The organism is Aquabacterium sp., from assembly GCF_048860245.1.
Taxonomy (GTDB): domain Bacteria; phylum Pseudomonadota; class Gammaproteobacteria; order Burkholderiales; family Burkholderiaceae_C; genus Aquabacterium.
On the sequence record NZ_JBLIZW010000002.1, the window covers coordinates 1 to 19856 of the forward strand.

20 protein-coding genes and 1 pseudogene are annotated in these 19856 nt (G+C 60.9%); 11 read left to right on the forward strand and 10 right to left on the reverse strand.

Going from position 1 to position 19856, the window contains the following annotated elements:
- Positions 1-233: 233 nt before the first annotated feature.
- From ACMV18_RS00140 to ACMV18_RS00150, 3 genes and pseudogenes are all read left to right on the forward strand, one after another.
- Positions 234-1379, forward strand: a complete 1146-nt coding sequence (locus tag ACMV18_RS00140) for an FIST signal transduction protein (RefSeq protein ID WP_420816215.1) — start codon at positions 234-236, stop codon at positions 1377-1379.
- The gene (locus ACMV18_RS00145) at positions 1372-2547 is read left to right on the forward strand and encodes a sensor domain-containing diguanylate cyclase (protein WP_420816216.1); all 1176 of its coding nucleotides are present in this window, start codon (positions 1372-1374) and stop codon (positions 2545-2547) included. The genes ACMV18_RS00140 and ACMV18_RS00145 overlap by 8 nt, the downstream gene beginning before the upstream one ends.
- A gap of 219 nt (positions 2548-2766) precedes the next feature.
- Positions 2767-2847, forward strand: a pseudogene (locus ACMV18_RS00150) (oxidoreductase); the annotation flags it as partial.
- Positions 2848-2895: 48 nt separating this feature from the next.
- Here ACMV18_RS00150 and ACMV18_RS00155 read toward each other — a convergent pair.
- Positions 2896-3747, reverse strand: a complete 852-nt coding sequence (locus ACMV18_RS00155; RefSeq protein WP_420816217.1) for an SDR family oxidoreductase — start codon at positions 3745-3747, stop codon at positions 2896-2898.
- A gap of 49 nt (positions 3748-3796) precedes the next feature.
- On the opposite strand from ACMV18_RS00155, the gene ACMV18_RS00160 reads away from it, so the two are divergent.
- Both ACMV18_RS00160 and ACMV18_RS00165 read left to right on the forward strand, forming a co-directional pair.
- Entirely contained in the window at positions 3797-4249 is a 453-nt protein-coding gene (locus tag ACMV18_RS00160) for a winged helix-turn-helix transcriptional regulator (protein WP_420816218.1), read from the forward strand.
- A gap of 20 nt (positions 4250-4269) precedes the next feature.
- Positions 4270-5085 (forward strand): nickel/cobalt efflux transporter, encoded by an 816-nt coding sequence (locus ACMV18_RS00165; RefSeq protein WP_420816219.1) that lies wholly within the window; start codon positions 4270-4272, stop codon positions 5083-5085.
- On the opposite strand, the gene ACMV18_RS00170 is transcribed toward ACMV18_RS00165, so the two are convergent.
- The 3 genes from ACMV18_RS00170 to asd form a co-directional block, all read right to left on the reverse strand.
- Complete coding sequence (locus ACMV18_RS00170) at positions 5061-6323, reverse strand: MFS transporter (RefSeq protein ID WP_420816220.1); 1263 nt, start codon at positions 6321-6323, stop codon at positions 5061-5063. The genes ACMV18_RS00165 and ACMV18_RS00170 overlap by 25 nt on opposite strands.
- Positions 6324-6337: 14 nt before the next feature.
- Complete coding sequence (locus ACMV18_RS00175) at positions 6338-7339, reverse strand: zinc-dependent alcohol dehydrogenase family protein (protein ID WP_420816227.1); 1002 nt, start codon at positions 7337-7339, stop codon at positions 6338-6340.
- An 82-nt stretch (positions 7340-7421) separates the two neighbouring features.
- Positions 7422-8267: an archaetidylserine decarboxylase gene (gene asd, locus ACMV18_RS00180; RefSeq protein WP_420816221.1), complete on the reverse strand. Its 846-nt coding sequence runs from the start codon at positions 8265-8267 to the stop codon at positions 7422-7424.
- A 109-nt stretch (positions 8268-8376) separates the two neighbouring features.
- On the opposite strand from asd, the gene ACMV18_RS00185 reads away from it, so the two are divergent.
- From ACMV18_RS00185 to ACMV18_RS00200, 4 genes are all read left to right on the forward strand, one after another.
- A complete protein-coding gene (locus ACMV18_RS00185; protein ID WP_420816222.1) occupies positions 8377-9432 on the forward strand; it encodes an ABC transporter substrate-binding protein in 1056 nt (351 codons plus the stop codon).
- Positions 9433-9460: 28 nt separating this feature from the next.
- Positions 9461-10288 (forward strand): ABC transporter ATP-binding protein, encoded by an 828-nt coding sequence (locus ACMV18_RS00190; protein ID WP_420816223.1) that lies wholly within the window; start codon positions 9461-9463, stop codon positions 10286-10288.
- Entirely contained in the window at positions 10288-11061 is a 774-nt protein-coding gene (locus tag ACMV18_RS00195; RefSeq protein ID WP_374258634.1) for an ABC transporter permease, read from the forward strand. The genes ACMV18_RS00190 and ACMV18_RS00195 overlap by 1 nt, the downstream gene beginning before the upstream one ends.
- A gap of 64 nt (positions 11062-11125) precedes the next feature.
- The gene (locus ACMV18_RS00200; RefSeq protein WP_420816224.1) at positions 11126-11797 is read left to right on the forward strand and encodes a YceH family protein; all 672 of its coding nucleotides are present in this window, start codon (positions 11126-11128) and stop codon (positions 11795-11797) included.
- On the opposite strand, the gene ACMV18_RS00205 is transcribed toward ACMV18_RS00200, so the two are convergent.
- Together ACMV18_RS00205 and ACMV18_RS00210 are read right to left on the reverse strand one after the other, a co-directional pair.
- Positions 11794-12723 carry a prenyltransferase gene (locus tag ACMV18_RS00205; protein ID WP_420816225.1) on the reverse strand — a complete coding sequence of 310 codons (930 nt, stop codon included), beginning with the start codon at positions 12721-12723 and terminating at the stop codon, positions 11794-11796. The two genes, ACMV18_RS00200 and ACMV18_RS00205, sit on opposite strands and share 4 nt — an antisense overlap.
- Positions 12724-12726: 3 nt before the next feature.
- On the reverse strand, positions 12727-13272 hold the full coding sequence (locus tag ACMV18_RS00210) for a DUF1415 domain-containing protein (protein ID WP_374258618.1): 546 nt from the start codon (positions 13270-13272) through the stop codon (positions 12727-12729).
- 87 nt (positions 13273-13359) lie between these two features.
- Between ACMV18_RS00210 and ACMV18_RS00215 the strand changes: the two genes are divergently transcribed.
- Positions 13360-14205 carry an urease accessory protein UreD gene (locus ACMV18_RS00215; RefSeq protein ID WP_374258619.1) on the forward strand — a complete coding sequence of 282 codons (846 nt, stop codon included), beginning with the start codon at positions 13360-13362 and terminating at the stop codon, positions 14203-14205.
- 163 nt (positions 14206-14368) lie between these two features.
- On the forward strand, positions 14369-15151 hold the full coding sequence (locus ACMV18_RS00220) for a response regulator (RefSeq protein ID WP_374258621.1): 783 nt from the start codon (positions 14369-14371) through the stop codon (positions 15149-15151).
- A gap of 16 nt (positions 15152-15167) precedes the next feature.
- On the opposite strand, the gene ACMV18_RS00225 is transcribed toward ACMV18_RS00220, so the two are convergent.
- The 4 genes from ACMV18_RS00225 to ACMV18_RS00240 all read right to left on the reverse strand — a co-directional run bounded on the left by ACMV18_RS00225 (position 15168) and on the right by ACMV18_RS00240 (position 19843).
- Positions 15168-16130, reverse strand: coding sequence for an NAD(P)H-dependent flavin oxidoreductase (locus ACMV18_RS00225; protein WP_420816226.1), 963 nt, complete (start codon positions 16128-16130; stop codon positions 15168-15170).
- 125 nt (positions 16131-16255) lie between these two features.
- On the reverse strand, positions 16256-18061 hold the full coding sequence (locus tag ACMV18_RS00230) for an acyl-CoA dehydrogenase (RefSeq protein ID WP_374258624.1): 1806 nt from the start codon (positions 18059-18061) through the stop codon (positions 16256-16258).
- Positions 18062-18152: 91 nt separating this feature from the next.
- Complete coding sequence (locus ACMV18_RS00235) at positions 18153-19082, reverse strand: electron transfer flavoprotein subunit alpha/FixB family protein (RefSeq protein WP_374258626.1); 930 nt, start codon at positions 19080-19082, stop codon at positions 18153-18155.
- 11 nt (positions 19083-19093) lie between these two features.
- Positions 19094-19843 carry an electron transfer flavoprotein subunit beta/FixA family protein gene (locus ACMV18_RS00240; RefSeq protein ID WP_420816228.1) on the reverse strand — a complete coding sequence of 250 codons (750 nt, stop codon included), beginning with the start codon at positions 19841-19843 and terminating at the stop codon, positions 19094-19096.
- Positions 19844-19856 lie beyond the last annotated feature (13 nt).

Below are 19856 nucleotides of genomic sequence, written 5' to 3' on the forward strand. Positions count from 1 at the left end.
CAAGATCAGGCCGCCACCATGGCCGCCTTGAAGGTCAAAAAGCTCAGCAACGAACTCCAGTTATCCCTCCTGTAGTGGCACGCTGACTAGGTCAACCTAGTCAAATCAACCACTTACAGCATTTGGTGTCGAACTCGGGGGCTCAGGGTGAACGCCTAGACGCGTCCGATAAATCGAATATAGAGTGTCACAAAGTTTCACTTGGCGACAAACTGTTCTGGAGACATGGTCTGATGAGCTCAGGTCACCTCATTCGCATGGGGCACTCCAATCGCCCACAAACGCTTGAGGCCGTTCAAGCGTTCTGCGATGCCATTCAGCAACCTGATCCGGCTCTGGTCCTGTTTTTTTGCTCAGATGCCTACGACCTGGACCTGGTGGCGACCGAATTGGCCCGCCGATTTACGGACCTCCCGGTTTTGGGCTGCTCCACTGCAGGAGAAATTGGCCCCATGGGATGCCTGGATCACAGTATCTCGGGCGTGAGCCTCAGTCGGGCGGGCTTTACGGCCACGGTTGGGTGCATTGATTCACTTCACGAATTCGAAGTCACCGATGGCAAGGCATTCGTCGATGAGCAACTCCGTCGCCTGAATCGATCGACACCCAACGCAGACGCTCAAAACAGCTTTGCTCTGATGTTGATTGACGGGCTGTCTCTGGCAGAAGAAAAAATCACCCGTTCTTTGCAAAATGCATTGGGCCGAATCAGGCTGATCGGCGGATCGGCCGGTGATGGCATGGATTTTTCCAAAACACTGGTGTACTGGAATGGCACCTTTCAGTCCGATCGAGCCGCCATGGTGCTGATCAGCACGCCCCTGCCTTTCCGTATTTTCAAAATCCAGCATTTCCGGCCAACGAGCGAGCGTCTGGTGGTGACTGCTGCAGACATGTCCAAGCGACTCGTCACCGAAATCAATGGGCTGCCGGCGGCACAGGAATACGCCAGATTGATTGGTGTGCCGGTCGACGCGCTGAGCGCCGAGCATTTCGCTGCCGTGCCCTTGCTGGTCCTGATCGATGGCACCTCCTACACCCGGTCCATCCAGAAAGCCAACCCCGACGGCAGCCTCACGTTCTTCTGTGCCATCGAAGAAGGCATCGTCATGCGTGTGGCACAGAGCGAGGACATTCTGTCCAACATCCAGCAGTCGTTCGCCGAGATCCGCGCGCAGATGGGCCCGCCCGCCCTGACCCTCGGTTTTGACTGCATTCTGCGCAAACTGGAAAACCAGCGACTGGGGCTGAACTCAGACATGTCGTCCATCTTTCAACATCACCACACTGTGGGCCTGAACACCTACGGCGAGCAGTATTGCGGCGTCCACGTGACACAGACCCTGACCGGCGTGGCCATTGGGGATGCCCGTGTCTGAGCCCTCATCTGCCCCCGCCAATCTGGCGGAAGAAAACACGGCCCTGCGCACCGAAATTGCCCGGCTGAACAAAGTGGTCGAGGCGCTGATGAACCGCGCCGAACGCAGCACCCAGACCGCTGGCTCCGAATTCGGCCAGTTCCAGACCACCTTGATGCTGGAGGATCTGGTCCGACGCCGAACCGAAGACCTCGAAGGGGCCTTGCGTCACAACGAGCGCATCACGCAAGAGCTCCGGCAGTCCGAAGCGCGCTTTCGCGGTTTGGCCAATCAGTCCATGGTGGGCATCGCCATCGTGGAGTGCGGCAAGGTCACGTACATCAATCCGCGCCTGCAGGAGATGTATGGCTACACCGCAGACGAACTCAACACGCTGGGATTCATGTCGGTGGTGGTCGATGAAGATCGCCCCAAGGCGTCAGCGCTGCTCGGTCGCCGCTTGAGTGGCGAGTTGTCAAACGTTCAGCACAGCTTTCGGGCTCGACGCAAGGATGGCGACATCATCGACGTTGAACTCCATGGCAGCTCCATGCAGATTGAGGGGGGGATCGCCCTGATCAGTCTGACGCTGGACGTGACCGAGCGCGTGCGCGCGGAACGCGAAGTGCTGGCGCTACAAAGCCAGTTGCGCGAGCAGTCCATCCGGGATGCGTTGACCGGGTTGTACAACCGCCGCCATCTGGACGAGGTGTTGGCGCGCGAGATGCTGGTGGCACAGCGCTATCACCGCCCCGTCAGCATCGTGATGGTCGATATTGACCACTTCAAGTCGGTCAATGACCGTTATGGCCACTCGGCAGGTGACATGGTGCTGCGCCATGTCGCAGACGTCCTCAAGCGCAACGCCAGGGCCAGCGACATTTGCTGCCGATATGGTGGTGAAGAGTTCTTGCTGCTCATGCCTGGCATGCCCCCCGAAGCAGCACGACTGCGCGCCGAACAGTTGCGGCGCGAAATTGCATCGAGCCCCGGCATTCATGGCGACATACCAATCAAGGTGACCGCTTCATTTGGTGTGGCGTCGTACCCCATGCATGGACAAGACAGCACCCGGGTGATCCATGCATCGGATGCTGCACTCTATGCGGCCAAAAATGGTGGTCGCAATCAGGTCCGAAGTGCTGAGTTAGCGGCTCCTCTGGATGCCGCACAATCACTGCGCAAGTGAGCAGGCCAGACAGCAATGACGGCGCCGCCACGACACGGAATTGAACTGGCAGCAAGCCTGGGCACCAAGGTCGTGCTGACCGCTCGTCGCATGGAGCAACTCACTCAGACTGCCGACGAGATCACAGCCAACAGTGGTCAGGCCATCTATCAGCAGGTCGATGTCACGGTCAATGCCTTGGGACACATGGACGTTTTGGTCAATGACGCAGGCTTATTGGCCATTGCTTACGCCATTGAACAGCCGGCCGAGGTCGACATCAACGAAATCGTGCTGCGTCCGACCGTCCAGGAGTTTTAAGAACCCCACGCAGCGGGGCCCCAGTTGGCCGGCCCCGCTGGCGACTCATCAGGCCAACGCAGCCGCCATCAAGGCTTGCAGCGACGTGGTGGGGCGCCCAATCAGCGCACTCAACTGATGCAGGTCATCAAAGAGGCCTCCTTTTGACGCCCCCACGTCCGAGTCGGCCAGCAAATCCGCCAAGGGCTCGGGCAGGCCCGCACCAACCAGCGCGCCTTTGAACTCCGCCTGAGGCAAATCCACATAAGGGATGGTCTTGCCAGACTGACGGCTCAACTCCGCGGCGAACTCCGCCAAGGTGTAGGCGACATCGCCCGCCAATTCATACACCTTGCCCGCCTGATCTGGTGAGGTCAGCACCACAGCAGCAGCTTGTGCGTAATCTGCACGCGCAGCCGAGGCGATGCGCGCAGCCCCGGCACTGCCAATGAACGCCCCGTGCTGCAACGCGGGCTGGATGCTGGCCAGGTAGTTTTCGGTGTACCAGCCATTGCGCAATATCACATGCGGCACGCCCGAGGACTGCAACAGCGCTTCGGTGGCCAAGTGCTCATCTTTCAGTGCCAGTGGACTGGTATCCGCATGCAGCAAGCTGGTGTAGGCCAGCAGCCCCACCCCCGCACGTTTGGCCGCATCAATGACATTGCGATGCTGAGGCAGACGCTGCCCCACTTCGCTGGACGAAATCAACAACACCTTTTCAGCACCTTGCAGCGCAGCGTCCAGGCTCGCAGGCTGGGTGTAATCCGCTTGGCGGACCTGAATGCCTTTGGCTGCCAGGTCGGCCACGCTGGCGGGATTGCGGACCGCGGCCACAATTTGATGAGCGGGAAGACGGGTCAGCAAAGACTCGATCACCAATCGGCCCAATTGGCCAGATGCACCTGTCACAACGATCATGTTCAGCACTCCTTAGTCGTCAAAAAGAGAAAGTGCTGTCAGAATATCGATGAAGCTTACTTTTAGTAAGTACACACCAAAAGGTAAGTATATGAATCGCCCACAGTCTTTGCGCGAGGCCTTGCAACGTGGCAACGTCTTTGCCGAGCAGTGCCCTTCACGTGACATCCTCAAGCATGTGACCAGTCAATGGGGTGTACTGATCTTGGTAGCGCTGCTCGATGGCACCCATCGATTCAGCGATCTGCGGCGCAAAATCGGTGGTGTCAGCGAGAAGATGCTGGCGCAAACCCTTCAACGACTGGAAGCCGATGGGTTTGTGCTGAGGCAAGCCTACCCGGTCGTGCCGCCCCACGTCGAATACTGCCTGACCCCGTTGGGCGAACAGGTGGGCAAGCACGTAGAAAGCTTGGCCGACTGGATTGAAAACAATCTGCACCTCATCATGGACGCCCGTACTCGGAAAGCAGAAGAGTCCATCGCGGCCCATGCTTTGAACTGACCCCAAACACCTCACGACTCATGCTCGATTTCAACGCAATGCTCCAGCACGGTAATGCGTGGCTGTTTTTCCCCAGCGCCATCGTGCTCGGGGCCCTGCATGGGCTGGAGCCTGGGCACTCCAAAACCATGATGGCGGCGTTCATCGTGGCCGTGCGTGGCACCCTGACCCAGGCAGTGCTGTTGGGACTGGCGGCCACGGTGTCCCACACGGCCGTGGTGTGGACGGTCGCCATGGTGGGTTTGCACTTTGGCGGCGACCTGCAGGCGGAGTCCATCGAACCGTATTTTCAAGTCGCGTCAGGCGTGGTGATTGTGCTGGTGGCCGTGTGGATGCTGGCACGCACTTGGCATGGTCAGCACCACGACCACGACCATGACCATGACCATGACCATGACCATGACCATGACCATGACCATGACCATGGACACGCCCACCTCAACTTTGATTCCCTGGGACAGGACGATGCCCATGCACGGGCACATGCCGAAGACATCCGCAAGCGATTTGCCAACCGTGAGGTCACTACAGGGCAAATCGTGCTGTTTGGTCTGACCGGAGGCCTGATCCCCTGCCCAGCATCCATCACGGTCTTGCTGATCTGCCTGCAGCTCAAAAAGGTTGCGCTGGGGGCCACCTTGGTTCTGGGCTTCAGTGTGGGGTTGGCACTGACCTTGGTCGCCTCTGGGGTGATTGCCGCCCTGGGCGTTCAGCACGCCGCCAAGCGCTGGCACGGCCTGGGTGACCTGACGCGGTCAGCACCATACGTGTCCGGGGCTCTGATTGGCCTGCTGGGGCTTTATGTGGGCTATCAAGGCTTGCATGCCTTGCTTTGATCGCCCCTGTTGGGTGTCAGCAGTGGGGCCCTCACCCATTGGCGGCCGACCAGCAGGTGCAGCAGCAATGCCACCAAACCGTTGAGCACCAAGGCCTCGCGCACGCCCCAGGCGTGCACCGTGACCCCGGTGAGGAGGCTGCCCAACGACATGCCCCCACGCATGGCCAGCATGAACATGCTGGCCGCCTGCCCACGCAAATGTGCGGGCGCACATGACTGCAGCACCGCATTGGCCGAGGCATTGGACACTGTCATGGTCACCCCGGCACACAGCAGCAAACCCACCAGACCGATTGACCACGGATTCACCGCGGCCAACACCACGACACCCGCATAGGCCAAGGCAAACCGCGCACTGAGCGTGCGCCGATCGCTGAGCGGGTCCACCGCCAGCAGTCCCGATGCACCCAGCAACCCACCCACGCCAAAGGCACCCAAAGCCAGACTGAAATCACCCGCACGGCCCTGAAAGACGTCCTTGACCAGAATCGGGCAGAATGTGATAAGCGGCGCGCACAGCAGTGCTGTCGTCAACACCGTCAGCAATCCGCCTCGCAACTGGGGCTCTCGCGCCACCTCGCCCACACTGGCCCAGAGTTGCCGATGGTTCAACGCAACCCTCCGCCCTTTGGCTGCGGGCAATGGCGGCAGCACCCACAGCGCCACCAGAATGAACGGCACATAGGACAAAGCACTGACCGCAAAGGCCCCGGCCATTCCGACACTGGCCATCAGCACACCCGCGATGGCCGGCCCAAGGATTCGCGACAGGTTGAACTGAGTGGAGTTCAGTGCAATGCCGGTGGGGATTTGGGCTGGCGGGACGATGCTGGGCACGATGGATTGAAACGATGGCATCGACAAGGCGTCGGTGATCCCCACGATCAACGACATCACGATGACCATCCAGGGGGACACCTGCCCCGTCACGATCAAAACGACCAGCAACACCGGACACAGCATCTGGATGGACTGAAACAGTGCGATCGTCCGGCGCCGGTCAGCTTGATCCGCCAATGCGCCCCCCACCAGGGTCAGCAGCAACACCGGCGCGCCCGATGCAAACGAATCCAGCCCCAACAGAAATGGCGAAGCCCCCAGACTGAGCATCAGCCAAGGCTGCGCCATTTGCTGGGCCCACGTCCCGATGTTGGCCAACAAGCTGGCAAACCAGAACGTGCCAAACCGACGCGTCAGCAGCAGCGACATCGATTGGCGGAAGTGGCCGGTTTCCATGCGTGAATCAGCGCTCAAGGCACCAGCACCGCGGCCCCGCTGAAGCGCCCAGCCCGCAAGTCATCCAGCGCCTGGTTGGCATCGCTCATGGCATAGCCGTGCGTGGTCACATCAAGCTTGCAGGCCGTGGCCAGCGCCATGAAACCATCGCCATCAGCACGGGTCAGGTTGGCCACGGACACAATGCGTCGCTCCTTCCACAGCCAGGCATATGGAAACGATGGGATGTCGCTCATGTGGATGCCTGCGCAGACCACCACGCCTGCCGGTCGAATGGCCTGCAAGGCCAGTGGCACCAAGTCCCCCACCGGGGCAAACAGCAAAGCCGCATCCAAGGCCACGGGTGGCCGTGCTTCGGACGGACCGGCCCACACCGCCCCCAACTGCAAGGCCAGCGCCTGGGCGGCCTCGTCACCGTCTCGGGTGAAGGCATACACCTCGCAACCCTCAAAGCGCGCCATCTGAATCACCAAGTGGGCTGCGGCACCAAAGCCATACAAACCCAGCCGAGGCTTGAGCCCTTGCAGGGCATCACCGGCCATGCACAAAGCCCGATAGCCAATCAGACCAGCGCACAGCAAAGGCGCCGCTTCCAGGTCACTGTAGGCATCAGGAATCGGGAACACATAACGAGCATCCGCTACCACGTGTGTGGCGTAGCCGCCATGCAATTGGTACCCGGTGAAGCGCGCCTGCTCACACAAGTTTTCATGCCCGCTTTGGCACAAGGCGCAGGTCCCACAGGTCCATCCCAGCCAGGGCACACCCACACGTTGACCCACGGACAGCCCCTGCACCTCAGGCCCCACCGAGTCAATGACACCCACCACCTCATGGCCAGGCACCACGGTGCGCCCCGGAAACGGCAAGTCCCCATCCACGATGTGCAGATCGGTACGACACACGCCGCACGCCTTCACGCGCAGGCGCACCTGCCCTTGACCGGGCTGCGGCCATTGCTGCCGCCAGACCTGTTGCAGAGGACGGCCTGGGGCGTCCATCTCCATGGCATACATGCGGTCCATCGCTTCTCCCTACTAGCTGGCAGAAACGATAGCACCGCCCACGCCATGCGGTGGAAGCGGTGATTGATGTGCGTCAGCCTTGCTTCGCCATGGCCTCGCCCATGCGCACTGGCGCTGCCGGGGCCCAGCCCTCGTTGAACTGCAAGCCCCCCTTGGGGAACAGCATCACCACGGTCGAACCCAGCAGGAAGCGGCCCATTTCCTGGCCCTTCTTCAACTCGATCTTCTGGTCGTCGTAACGCCACTCGCGCACTTGCTTGCTGCGCGGCGGGTTCACCACGCCATGCCACACCGTGGCCATGCTGCCCACGATGGTGGCGCCCACCAGCGTCAACACGAAAGGCCCGTTCGCCGTTTCAAACACACAGACCACGCGCTCGTTGCGCGCAAACAGTCCGGGCACGCCACGGGCCGTGGCGGGATTCACCGAGAACAGCTCGCCCGGCACATAGATCATGCGAGTCAACCGACCATCACATGGCATGTGAATGCGGTGATAGTCCTTTGGGCTCAGGTAGATGGTGGCGAAGTGGCCATCGTCAAACTGCGCCGCCAATTCGGCATCCCCGCCCACCAGCGCGGTGGTCGAGTAGTGGTGACCTTTCGCCTGAAAGATCTGGTCTTTGGCAATCGGGCCGTACTGGCTGATTGCGCCATCCACCGGGCAAATCAGATCGGCTTTGGCCAAGGGCCGAGCGCCCGCCTTCAATGGCCGGGTAAAAAACTCGTTGAAGGTGGCGTAGCTGGCGATGTCGGGGTTCGCGGCTTCGCTCATGTTCACGCCGTAGCGATCCACAAACGCACGGATGAATCGCTCGGTCAGCGCGCCACCTCGGGCAGATGCGGCTTTCCCAGCCAGGGTAGTCAGCGCCACCTTGGGCAGCAGGTATTGCATCCAGACAAACAAACGATCAGACACGGCTTCATCCACCAACAAACTATCGAGAAGCGCATTCTAGGCGCACGGGTTGGCACGGTTTTCGCAATCAAGACTGTATACAGTTTTGACACTCACCGGAGTTTGATCCATGGCCACCGTCCTGCGCACCCGTCGTTCCGTTCTGAGCACCTTGGCAGCAACTGCCGCACTGACATGGGGCATCGCAGCCCCCACAACAGTGCACGCCGAAACCCCCATCAAGTTTCAGCTCGACTGGCGCTTTGAAGGCCCCTCCGCCCTGTTCCTGCAACCCGTGGCCAAGGGTTACTTCAAGCAAGCAGGACTGGATGTGTCGGTGGATGCGGGCAGCGGCTCGGGCGGCACCGTGACACGTGTGGCCTCCGGCACCTATGACCTGGGCCTGGCCGACATGGCCGCTCTGATGGAGTTCCACGCCAACAACCCCGACGCGCCCAACAAACCTGTGGCCATCATGATGGTCTACAACAACACGCCCGCCGCCGTGTTCGCCTTGAAGAAGTCCGGCGTGAAGACGCCGGCAGATCTGGCCGGCAAGAAGCTGGGCGCCCCGGTCTTTGATGCCGGTCGCAAGGCCTGGACGATTTTTGCCAAGGCCAACAAAGTGGGCCCTGTGACCTGGATCAGCATGGACCCGCCCCTGCGTGAAACCATGCTGGTGCGTGGCGATGTCGATGCCATCACCGGGTTCTCGTTCACCTCGCTGCTGAACCTTGAGGCCCGTGGCGCCAAGTCCGATGAGCTGGTCATGTTCCCCTTCGCCCAATACGGCGTGAAACTGTACGGCAACGCCATCATCGCCTCGCCCAAGATCCTCAAAGAGAACCCCGAAGCGGTCAAAGCCTTCCTGAAGGCCTTCACCAAGGGTGCCAAGGAAGTGCTGGCCAACCCCGACGCCTCGATTGAACACGTGAAAGCCCGTGACGGCATCATCAACGTCGAACTGGAAAAGCGTCGCCTGAAAATGGCCATTGACCAAGTGGTGGCCAGCCCCGATGCGCGCGCAGAAGGTTTCGGTCAGGTCAAGCTGCCTCGTCTGGCCCTGATGGCTTCGCAGGTGGGGGATGCCTTCAACACCAAGACCCGCGTCAACCCCGATGCGGTGTGGACTCCAGCCTACCTGCCCTCGGCCGCAGAGTTGAACATCCTGCCTGCCAAGAAGTAAGCCGCCGTCAGCCGCACAAGGATTGGTCATGGACGCTTTTGTCGATTTTCAGAATGTCTGGCTGGCCTACAACGATGAGTTGTGGGAGAAAGGCCAGTTCGCAGTGGAGGATCTCAACCTCCAGATTCGCCAAGGCGAATTCGTGGCCATCGTGGGCCCATCGGGCTGCGGCAAGTCCACCTTCATGAAACTCACCACCGGTTTGAAGATGCCCTCTCGGGGGCGCATCACCATCGGCGGTGAGCACGTCACCGGCCCGCTCAAGATCACCGGGATGGCCTTTCAGGCCCCGTCCCTGCTGCCTTGGCGGACCACACTGGACAACGTCTTGTTGCCGCTCGAGATCGTGGAGCCGTATCGCTCCACCTTCAAGGCCAAGCGCAAGGAGTACGAAGCCAAGGCCCGCACATTGCTGCAAAGCGTGGGGCTGGCGGGCTACGAAGACAAATTCCCTTGGCAGCTGTCAGGTGGCATGCAGCAGCGCGCTTCCATCTGCCGCGCCCTCATCCACGAACCGCAAATGCTCTTGCTGGATGAGCCCTTTGGCGCCCTCGACGCCTTCACCCGTGAAGAGTTGTGGTGCGCCCTGCGTGACCTGCAAGCGCAGCAGAAATTCAACGTGATCCTGGTGACGCACGACTTGCGCGAAGCCGTCTTCCTGGCCGACACCGTGTACGTCATGAGCAAGAGCCCAGGACGCATCCTCGCCAAACGCGACATTGAACTGCCTCGACCACGCGACCTGGAAGTGACCTACACCCCCGAGTTCACGGCGGTGGTTCATGAACTGCGCGCCCACATCGGGGCCATGCGCAAGCCAGCTTCCATCAGCACCACCGCGGAGATCGCGCAATGATGAAAATTCCTCCCAAGCACCTTGCCCGCTGGGCCCCCTGGGTGCTGCTGTTTGCCATCGTCATCTTCTGGCAAATCGTGTGCTCGGCCTTGAACGTGTCCGAGTTCATCTTCCCCAGCCCCGCTCGCATCGCCAGCCAGATCTACGAATTTCACGACGAAATCCTCAAGCACGCCTGGCGCACCCTGTGGGTGACGCTGGTCGGGTTTGGCATTGCCATCGTCGTGGGCGTGCTGCTGGGCTTTTTGATTGGCAGCTCCCGCTTGGCCTATGCCGCCATCTATCCGCTGATGACGGCGTTCAACGCCTTGCCCAAGGCCGCCTTCATCCCGATTCTGGTGGTGTGGGTGGGCATCGGGGTGGGCCCGGCCATCCTGACCGCCTTCATGATCAGCTTCTTCCCCATCATGGTGAACATTGCCACAGGCCTCGCCACGCTGGAGCCTGAACTGGAAGACGTGCTGCGCGTGCTGGGTGCCCGCCGCTGGGACGTGCTGATCAAAGTAGGCCTGCCCCGCTCATTGCCTTACTTCTACGCCTCGCTGAAGGTGGCGATCACACTGGCCTTTGTGGGCACCACCGTGTCAGAAATGACGGCATCCAACGAAGGCATTGGCTACCTGTTGATCTCCGCCGGCTCGTCCATGCAAATGGGCCTGGCCTTTGGTGGTCTGGTGGTGGTGGGCGCCATGGCCATGATCATGTACGAGCTGTTCTCGATCGTCGAAACCCGCACCACGGCCTGGGCACACCGCGGCAGCCAGAATCACTGACCCGCGCTCCAAACGCCTCGCGTGGTAAGGTCAGCCTCCTGACTGAACCACGCGAATGCGATCCATGAGCCTGCGCCCCCTGAGCATTGAAGAAGCACGCGTTCTGGCCGTGCTGGTTGAAAAGCAGCACACCGTTCCAGACAGCTACCCGCTGTCCCTCAACGCCCTGACCTTGGGCTGCAATCAAAAAACCGCGCGCGAGCCTGTTCTGAATCTGACAGAAGCACAAGTGCTCGAAGCCGTGAACGGCCTGCGCGAACTCAGCCTGGTCACGGAAGTCAGTGGCAGCCGTGTCGTCCGCTTTGACCACAACGCGGCTCGTGGCCTGGGCGTGCCCAGTCAATCGGTCGCACTGCTGACCATCCTGATGCTGCGCGGCCCGCAGACCGCCGCCGAGTTGCGCCTGCACAGCGAGCGCCTGCACCGTTTTGCAGACACCTCATCGGTCGAAGCGTTTCTGGATGAGCTGGCGAGCAAAGAGCCGGCACGCGTGGTCAAGCTGCCCCGAGCGCCCGGTGCCCGCGAATCGCGCTGGGCTCACCTGCTGTGTGGCGAGGTCTCGATCGACGCACCCGCTCCCACGATGGCGGCTGATGCAGCAGGCTTGGCTGACGAGGTCGCACAGTTGCGAGCTGAACAAACCCACATGGCGGCCGAGCTGGCTGACTTGCGGGCACTGGTTCAACGTTTGGCTGCCGAGCTGGGCATGCATGCTGCCGACACCCCCAACACTTAACCGTGAGACAACACCATGCCCAGCGCAGCCAGCGCTGGCGTGGCCAAGGCCACCCCCACGTTCAAACCCAAGGCGGGTAGCAACTCGGCCATGTCGTCAGCATGCGCCTTGGCTTTTTGCCAAGCGGTGAGCGCCATCGGCATGGTCAGCACCGCCAAGCCCGTGCCCATGGGCCACCAGCCCAAGGCCAGCCCCAGCAGCAAGACACCGTAGGCCACGCCGTATTGCGCAGCCAGCAAAGGCACGCAGCCGGCTCGCCCCCACAGCATGGGCAAGGTGCGGCGCCCGACAGACCGATCGGGCTCCACATCCGGGTACTGGTTGAGCAGCAGCAGGTTGTTGGTCAACGCAAAAGGCAAGACGGACAACATCAAACCGGTCCACGATGCCTGCCCCGTCAGCACAATCTCGGTGCCCAAGGCCATCAAAGGACCAAAGCCCAGACCCGGGGCAATCAGGCACAGCCACGGCTGACGGGTCACCCAAGGGGTGTAAGCCACCACCAGCATCAAGCCCAACACCCCCAGAGGCGCGAGCGACAGCATGCGCCCCGGCTCTTGCCACAAGAAGTACAGGCCAATCAGGGCCGTCAGCGACAGCCCACTCACGCCCATGTTCAGCGCGATGGGTGCCAGATCAGGCCGTGCAGGCAAGGTGCCGCTGCCGCCACTGAAAGGGGTCTTGCGCGTGCGCTGGTCCAGGCCCGACTTGAAATCCGCATACTCATTGAGCGCATTGACGCCCACATGCGCCATCAAGGCCCCCAACACGCACAAAGCCGCCTGGACGCCGTCCATCTGCAAGCCTTGCAGTCGCAACTGCCACCAACTCCACGCCACGGCCAGCGACATGCAGGCCGGCGTCAAGAACAAAAATGGCACCCGTGCGGGGCCCCACCAAGGGTGCTTGTCTGATGCGCCAGCCATGCGTCACACCTGCCAGAGTTTCTTCCAACCTTCCAACCCCATCTTGCGCAAGGTGGCCTTGTTGGTTTCGTAAATGTCGGCTGCATCCGGAAACGCCTCCACCGCCCTGTCCAGGCTGGCTTCACGGATCAAATGCAAGGTCGGGTAAGGCGACCGGTTGCTGTAGTTCTCGATGTCATCCGGCTTCGCATCGGCAAACTGGTAATCTGGGTGAAAGCTGGCCACCTGAATCAGCCCCCCTAAATCAAGCTCTTCGACTGCGGCATCCACGATGTCCAGAAAATCATTGAAGTCGAAAAAGTCCTGCAGCACAGCGGGATGCACCAGCAAGGTCGTATCGATCTCTTCCGGATCCGCGTCGCGCAGCAGCGTCAGTTCATGCACCAGATCGGTCAGCAAATCGCCCGGCGTGGTGGCCTCCGACACGCTGTAGCGGACCTGATTTTTCACGTGCACGCTCTTGGCAAACGGGCACAGGTTCAAGCCGATCACGGCCTTGACCAGCCAGTCACGCGTGTCTGCAACGATGGTGTCTTTGTCGAAGTTCATGGTCACATTGTCACCCCAGACTCACCCCGCTTTACACTGATCACACTGTTGTCTGTTTACGCGCCTGTCATCGGGCGAATGCGCTACATGAGCTGGCACGGCCACCTGACTCTGGATTACCGACTTGATGGTGCACGCACCATTGCCCACGACCGCCATCACGGCCCATTGCGCGTGTTGCAGCGCCTCTACCCGGAAGGCGACGCCATTTGCCACCATGTGCTGGTTCACCCACCGGGCGGCATTGTGGGCGGCGACGTGCTGGACATCGACGCCCGGCTAGCGCCCGGCAGCCATGCCGTCATCACGACACCCGGTGCCACACGCTTTTATCGCAGTGCTGGCCCCGAGGCCGTTCAAAATCTGAAGGCCCAGCTTGCTGAAGGCGCTCGCCTGGAATGGCTGCCCTTGGAAACCATCGCCTACCAGGACAGCATCGCCCTCAACAAGATGCGGTTCGAGCTGGCACCTGGGGCCGAAATGATGGGCTGGGATGTGGTCGCACTGGGCTTGCCCGCCGCCGATCAAGCCTTTGAGGCCTGCAGCCACCCCCACGGCCGTTTCACCCAGGAAATCGAGTTGCCCGGTGTCTGGCTGGAACGTGGCACCGTGCGCAGCACCGACAAACTGCTGCTGGACAGCCCCTTGGGTTGGGCTGGGCACCGCGTCATGGGCACCTTGTGGCTGGCCAGCGGCGCAGCCATGAGTCGCACCCGGCGTGAGTCATTGCTTGAGTCTGCTCGCAGCATTCACACCACGCACACGCTCGCGACCACAGCAGGGAGCACCAGCCCACACGAGCAGGTGGTGGTCGTTCGCGTGCTGTCCGAGAAGGTCGAGCCACTGATGAACCTGCTGACGCAGATTTGGGGAGCCTGGCGACAAGAAGCCTGGCAATTGCCCCCCTGCCCGCCTCGCATCTGGCGCATGTAAGGTTCTGCCCCTTTTGCCGAAGAGCGCCGGAATCCCCACGCATGGGGGACTTCTTCGCGACGTTCCGCCTCTATGATCGACTCATTCAAAAAATAGCCGCCCCACCGGCATTCAACGCTGAATCGATGGCACGGGGTTGGCACACAAGCAGGAGTTTCGCGTCATGAAGGTATTGTTGATCGACGACCATCCACTGATCGTGGCTGCCCTGCAGTCGGTCATCAAAGGCCTGGGCGAAAACGTCACCGTCGACGCTGCAGACAGCGGGCGCGCAGCACGTGACACCCTCCGTGCAGACGCCAATTACGATCTGGTCCTGCTGGATCTGCACCTTGGCGACGCCGATGGTTTTGACCTGCTGGGCGAATTCCGCAGCCGCTACCCGGCCATTCCGGTGGTGGTCATTTCCGCGTCCGACCGGACCAGTGATGTCATCCGCGCCATTGACCTCGGCGCCATGGGTTTTGTGCCCAAGCGTGCCAGCAACGAAACCTTGTTCGAGGCCTTGCAGCAGGTGATGTCGGGGGGCGTCTATGTGCCGCCCATGACGATGAGTGGCGATGGCTCGGCCACGGGCTCCGTTCAACTGCAGCAAGTCCGGCAAGAGGCTCAGGATTTCGGCTATCAAACCATGCCGTCCTTGAGCGAACTGGGGCTCACCCCGCGTCAGACTGATGTGCTGAACCTACTGCTCAAGGGTCAACCCAACAAGCTGATCGCACGTGAGCTGGGCCTGTCGGTCGAAACCGTGAAAGATCACGTGGCGGCTGTGTTGCGCGCGCTCGGCGTGAACTCGCGCACCCAAGCCGTGATCGCGGTCAGCCAGATCCTGCAAAAGCAACCCGCACAGGCACCAGCGCCTGGTGGCATCGGGCACCCGTACCGAACTGCCGCTTACGGCACCACACCTGCCGGCCCATCGGTTGCAGGCTGGCGCGTCCGCTAAGCGTTGCGCACCTCGTTCAAGGCCGGCAAAGGGCGGATCGGGCCTGCGCGTACTCGGTCTTGAGGCGCGCCACCAAAGCGGCGGTGGGCTGCACGGCCTTGATGGCGCCAATGCCCTGTCCGCTCCCCCAAATGTCCTTCCATGCCTTGGCCAGCTTGGGTTCGGCGCTGCCAAAACTCATTTCGCTGGGATCCCCCTCGTCGAGGTGATCGGGATCGAGGCCCGCGTTGACGATGGAGCCACGCAAGTAGTTGCCGTGCACACCGGTGAATTTGCTGGCGTACACAATGTCGGCACTGCTGCTGTCCACAATCATCTGCTTGTAGGCATCGACTGCACGTGCTTCATCCGTCGCAATGAACGCGGAGCCCATGTAGGCGAAATCTGCCCCCATCACCTGCGCGGCCAGAATGGCACGCCCGGTCGCAATCGACCCAGACAAGGCCAATGGGCCGTCAAACCACTCGCGAATTTCCTGCACCAAGGCGAACGGGCTCGTGGTCCCGGCATGTCCGCCCGCACCAGCGCACACGGCAATCAAGCCGTCTGCTCCTTTTTCCACCGCCTTGTGTGCGAACCGGTTATGGATGACGTCATGCAGCACAACCCCACCCCAGTTGTGCACACCTTGGTTGACCTCTTCACGGGCACCCAGAGAAGTGATCACCAACGGCACTTTGTATTTCTCGCACAGCGCCATGTCGTGCTCAAGTCGGTCGTTGCTTTTGTGAACGATCTGATTGATGGCAAACGGTGCGGCGGGTTGATCCGGGTGCGCAGCGTCCCATGCAGCCAAAGACTCGGTGATCTCTGCCAGCCAGTCATCAAGCTGGGCCGCGGGTCGCGCATTGAGCGCCGGCATGGATCCCACGACACCTGATGTGCATTGAGCGATCACCAGCTTGGGGGTGCTGATGATGAACATGGGCGAGGCGATCACCGGAAACGGCACACGCTGCAAAACGGACGGCAAGGACATTCAAATCTCCCAATCGATGTGCAAATGGGCAAGAAAAATGCCCTCACCGGACAGGCCGAGTGAGGGCATCGAATTCATCACACAAACGGCTTTCACCGATTGTGCGTTAAACCTTGATCAATCGATCAGAAGGCATCCACAGGCATGGCCGACACGCTGTCGCCACCATTGAGGATGATGTCGCGCAGCGAAGCCACACGCGCCAGAATGTGATCGCCGTAGAAACGAGCGGTCGCGATCTTGGCGGTCATGAAGTCAGCGTCTTCACCCGCAGCCAGCTTGTCTTCGGCCACGATCAGTGCACGCGCCATTTGCCAACCGGACACCAGGTTACCAGCCAGCATCAGGTAAGGCACCGAACCAGCAAACACCGCGTTGGGGTTGGTCTTGACGTTGGCCAAAACAAACTCCACCACTTCCAGGAAGGCTTCGCGAGCGGCCTTCAACTGGGTTGCCAGCTTCTTGCCTGCAGCGCTGTCGCGACCAGCCAGTTGGGCTTCGACTTCCGCGATTTGAGCAGCCACGGCCTTGGCCACAGCGCCCTTGTCACGTGCAGTCTTGCGGCCCACGAGGTCGTTCGCCTGAATGGCGGTCGTGCCTTCGTAGATCGGCAGGATGCGCGAGTCGCGGTAGTACTGAGCGGCGCCGGTTTCTTCGATGAAGCCCATGCCGCCGTGCACTTGCACGCCCAGCGAGGTCACTTCAACGGAGTTCTCGGTCGAGAAGCCCTTGATCAGCGGCACCAGGAATTCGTAGAAAGCCTGGGCTTGCTTGGCGACTTCCGCATCGGGGTGATGGTGAGCGGTGTCGTAAGCGGCCGCGCCGACCAAGGCCATGGCGCGCGCACCTTCGGTCAGGGCACGCATGGTCAGCAGCATGCGCTTGACGTCAGGGTGGTGAATGATGGCAGCAGAGCCAGGTTGCGAACCGTCCACAGGACGCGATTGCACGCGGTCCTTGGCATAGGCCACGGCGTGTTGATAAGCACGGTCGGACACGGCCAGACCTTGCAGACCCACGTCGTAACGAGCAGCGTTCATCATGATGAACATGTACTCGAGACCGCGGTTTTCTTCACCCACGATGTAGCCGATGGCACCTTCACCGACTTCGCCCTTGTTGTCACCGTAGACCAGCACGGCAGTCGGCGACGCCTTGATGCCCAGCTTTTCTTCGATGGAGGCGCAGTAGACGTCGTTGCGCTTGCCCAGCGAACCGTCTTCGTTGACCATGAACTTGGGCACCACGAACAGGGAGATGCCCTTCACGCCTTCAGGCGCGTCAGGGGTACGGGCCAGCACGAGGTGGACGATGTTCTCGGCCATGTCGTGTTCACCGTAGGTGATGAAGATCTTCTGGCCGGAGATGCGGTAGGTACCGTCTTCCTGCTTGACTGCCTTCGAGCGCACCAGAGCCAGATCCGAACCGGCTTGAGGCTCGGTCAGGTTCATGGAGCCAGTCCACTTGCCGGAGATCATGTTGGGGATGTAGCGCTGCTTGAGCTCTTCGCTGGCAGCGGTCAACAGGGCTTCGGTGGCGCCGGTGGTCAGGATCGAGCACAGCGAGAAGCTCAGGTTGGCTGCCATGGTGTGCTCAATGCAAGCCGCACCGATGATCTTGGGCAGGCCTTGGCCGCCGTATTCGACGGGCTGTTGCAGACCTTGCCAGCCAGCTTCGGTCAGGGCCTTGTAGGCGTCCTTGAAACCAGCAGAGGTACGGACCTTGCCGTCGTCCCAGGAACCGTGGTCTTGGTCACCACTCCAGTTCAGGGGAGCCACGACTTCTTCGTTGAACTTGGCGGCTTCTTCCAGAACGGCTTGGGCAGTTTCGTAGCCAGCGTCTTCAAAACCGGGGATCTGAGCGACCTTGTCCAGGCCAGCCAGTTCCTTCATGCAAAACAGCTGGTCTTTAACGGGAGCGCGATAGGACATGTGTTTCTCCAATAACGACAAAAGGGGCGCCTCGAAAGACGCCCCTGAGGGTGTTCTCAGTCAGACCATGAGTCTGCCATGAGTCCCCAAATTACAGGGCCTTGACGAGCTCGGGCACAGCCACGAACAGGTCGGCTTCCAGACCGAAGTCAGCCACTTGGAAGATCGGGGCTTCTGGATCCTTGTTGATGGCCACGATGACCTTGGAATCCTTCATACCGGCCAAGTGCTGGATGGCGCCGGAGATACCGCAGGCGACATACAGTTGAGGCGCAACGATCTTGCCGGTTTGACCGACTTGCAGGTCGTTCGGGGCGTAGCCAGCGTCCACAGCAGCGCGCGAAGCACCGATGGCGGCGCCCAGCTTGTCAGCCAGCGGAGGCAGAACTTCGTTGAACTTCTCGGCAGAACCCAGGGCACGGCCACCGGACACGACGATCTTGGCAGCAGTCAGCTCAGGACGCTCGGACTTGGTCACTTCGCGACCAACGAACGAGGACTTGCCAGAGTCAGCAGCGGCAGCAACGGTTTCCACAGCAGCGGAACCACCGGTGGCAGCAGCAGCGTCGAAAGCGGTACCACGAACGGTCATCACCTTGACAGCGTCAGCCGATTGAACGGTGGCGATGGCGTTACCAGCGTAGATGGGACGCTCGAACGTGTCAGCCGAGATCACCTTGGTGATTTCGGAGATTTGAGCGACGTCCAGCTTGGCGGCCACGCGAGGAGCCACGTTCTTGCCCGAAGCGGTTGCGGGGAACACGATGTGGCTGTAGCCCGAAGCCACGGCCAGCACTTGCTCAGCAACGTTCTCAGCCAGGCCATCAGCCAGTTGAGCGCCGTCAGCGTGCAGAACCTTGGAAACGCCAGCGATTTGAGCGGCAGCAGCGGCAGCAGCACCAGCGTTGGAGCCGGCAACCAGAACGACGACGTCGCCAAAAGCCTTGGCAGCGGTCACGGCGTTGAGGGTGGCACCCTTGATGCTGTTGTTGTCGTGTTCAGCAATAACGAGAGCGGTCATGCGTTATCTCCTCAGATCACTTTGGCGACGTTCTTCAGCTTGTCGACCAGGGTCGCCACGTCGGCAACCTTGATACCAGCGGAACGCTTGGCAGGCTCTGCCACGCTCAGGGTCTTGATACGGGGGGCCACGTCCACACCCAGGTCAGCCGGCTTGACGGTTTCCAGGGGCTTCTTCTTGGCCTTCGTGATGTTAGGCAGCGTCACGTAGCGAGGCTCGTTCAGACGCAGGTCGGTGGTGACCACGGCTGGCAGGCTCAGCGAAACGGTTTCCAGACCGCCGTCGACTTCACGGGTCACGTTGACCTTGTCGCCAGCCACTTCCACCTTGGAGGCGAAAGTACCTTGAGGCAGACCGGCCAAAGCAGCCAGCATCTGACCGGTTTGGTTGGAGTCGTCGTCAATGGCTTGCTTGCCCAGAACGATCAGCTGAGGTTGTTCCTTGTCGACCAGAGCCTTCAGCACCTTGGCAACGGCCAGAGGCTGAACTTCTTCGTCGGTTTCAACCAGGATGCCACGGTCAGCACCGATGGCCATGGCCGTGCGCAGGGTTTCCTGGCACTGAGCTGGACCGACGGAGACGGCGACGATCTCGGTAACAACGCCCTTTTCCTTCAGGCGGGTGGCTTCTTCGACGGCGATTTCGTCGAAGGGGTTCATGGACATCTTGACGTTGGCGATGTCGACACCAGAGCCGTCAGACTTCACGCGAACTTTCACGTTGTAGTCCACAACCCGCTTGACCGGAACCAGAACCTTCATGAGTTGTTCTCCT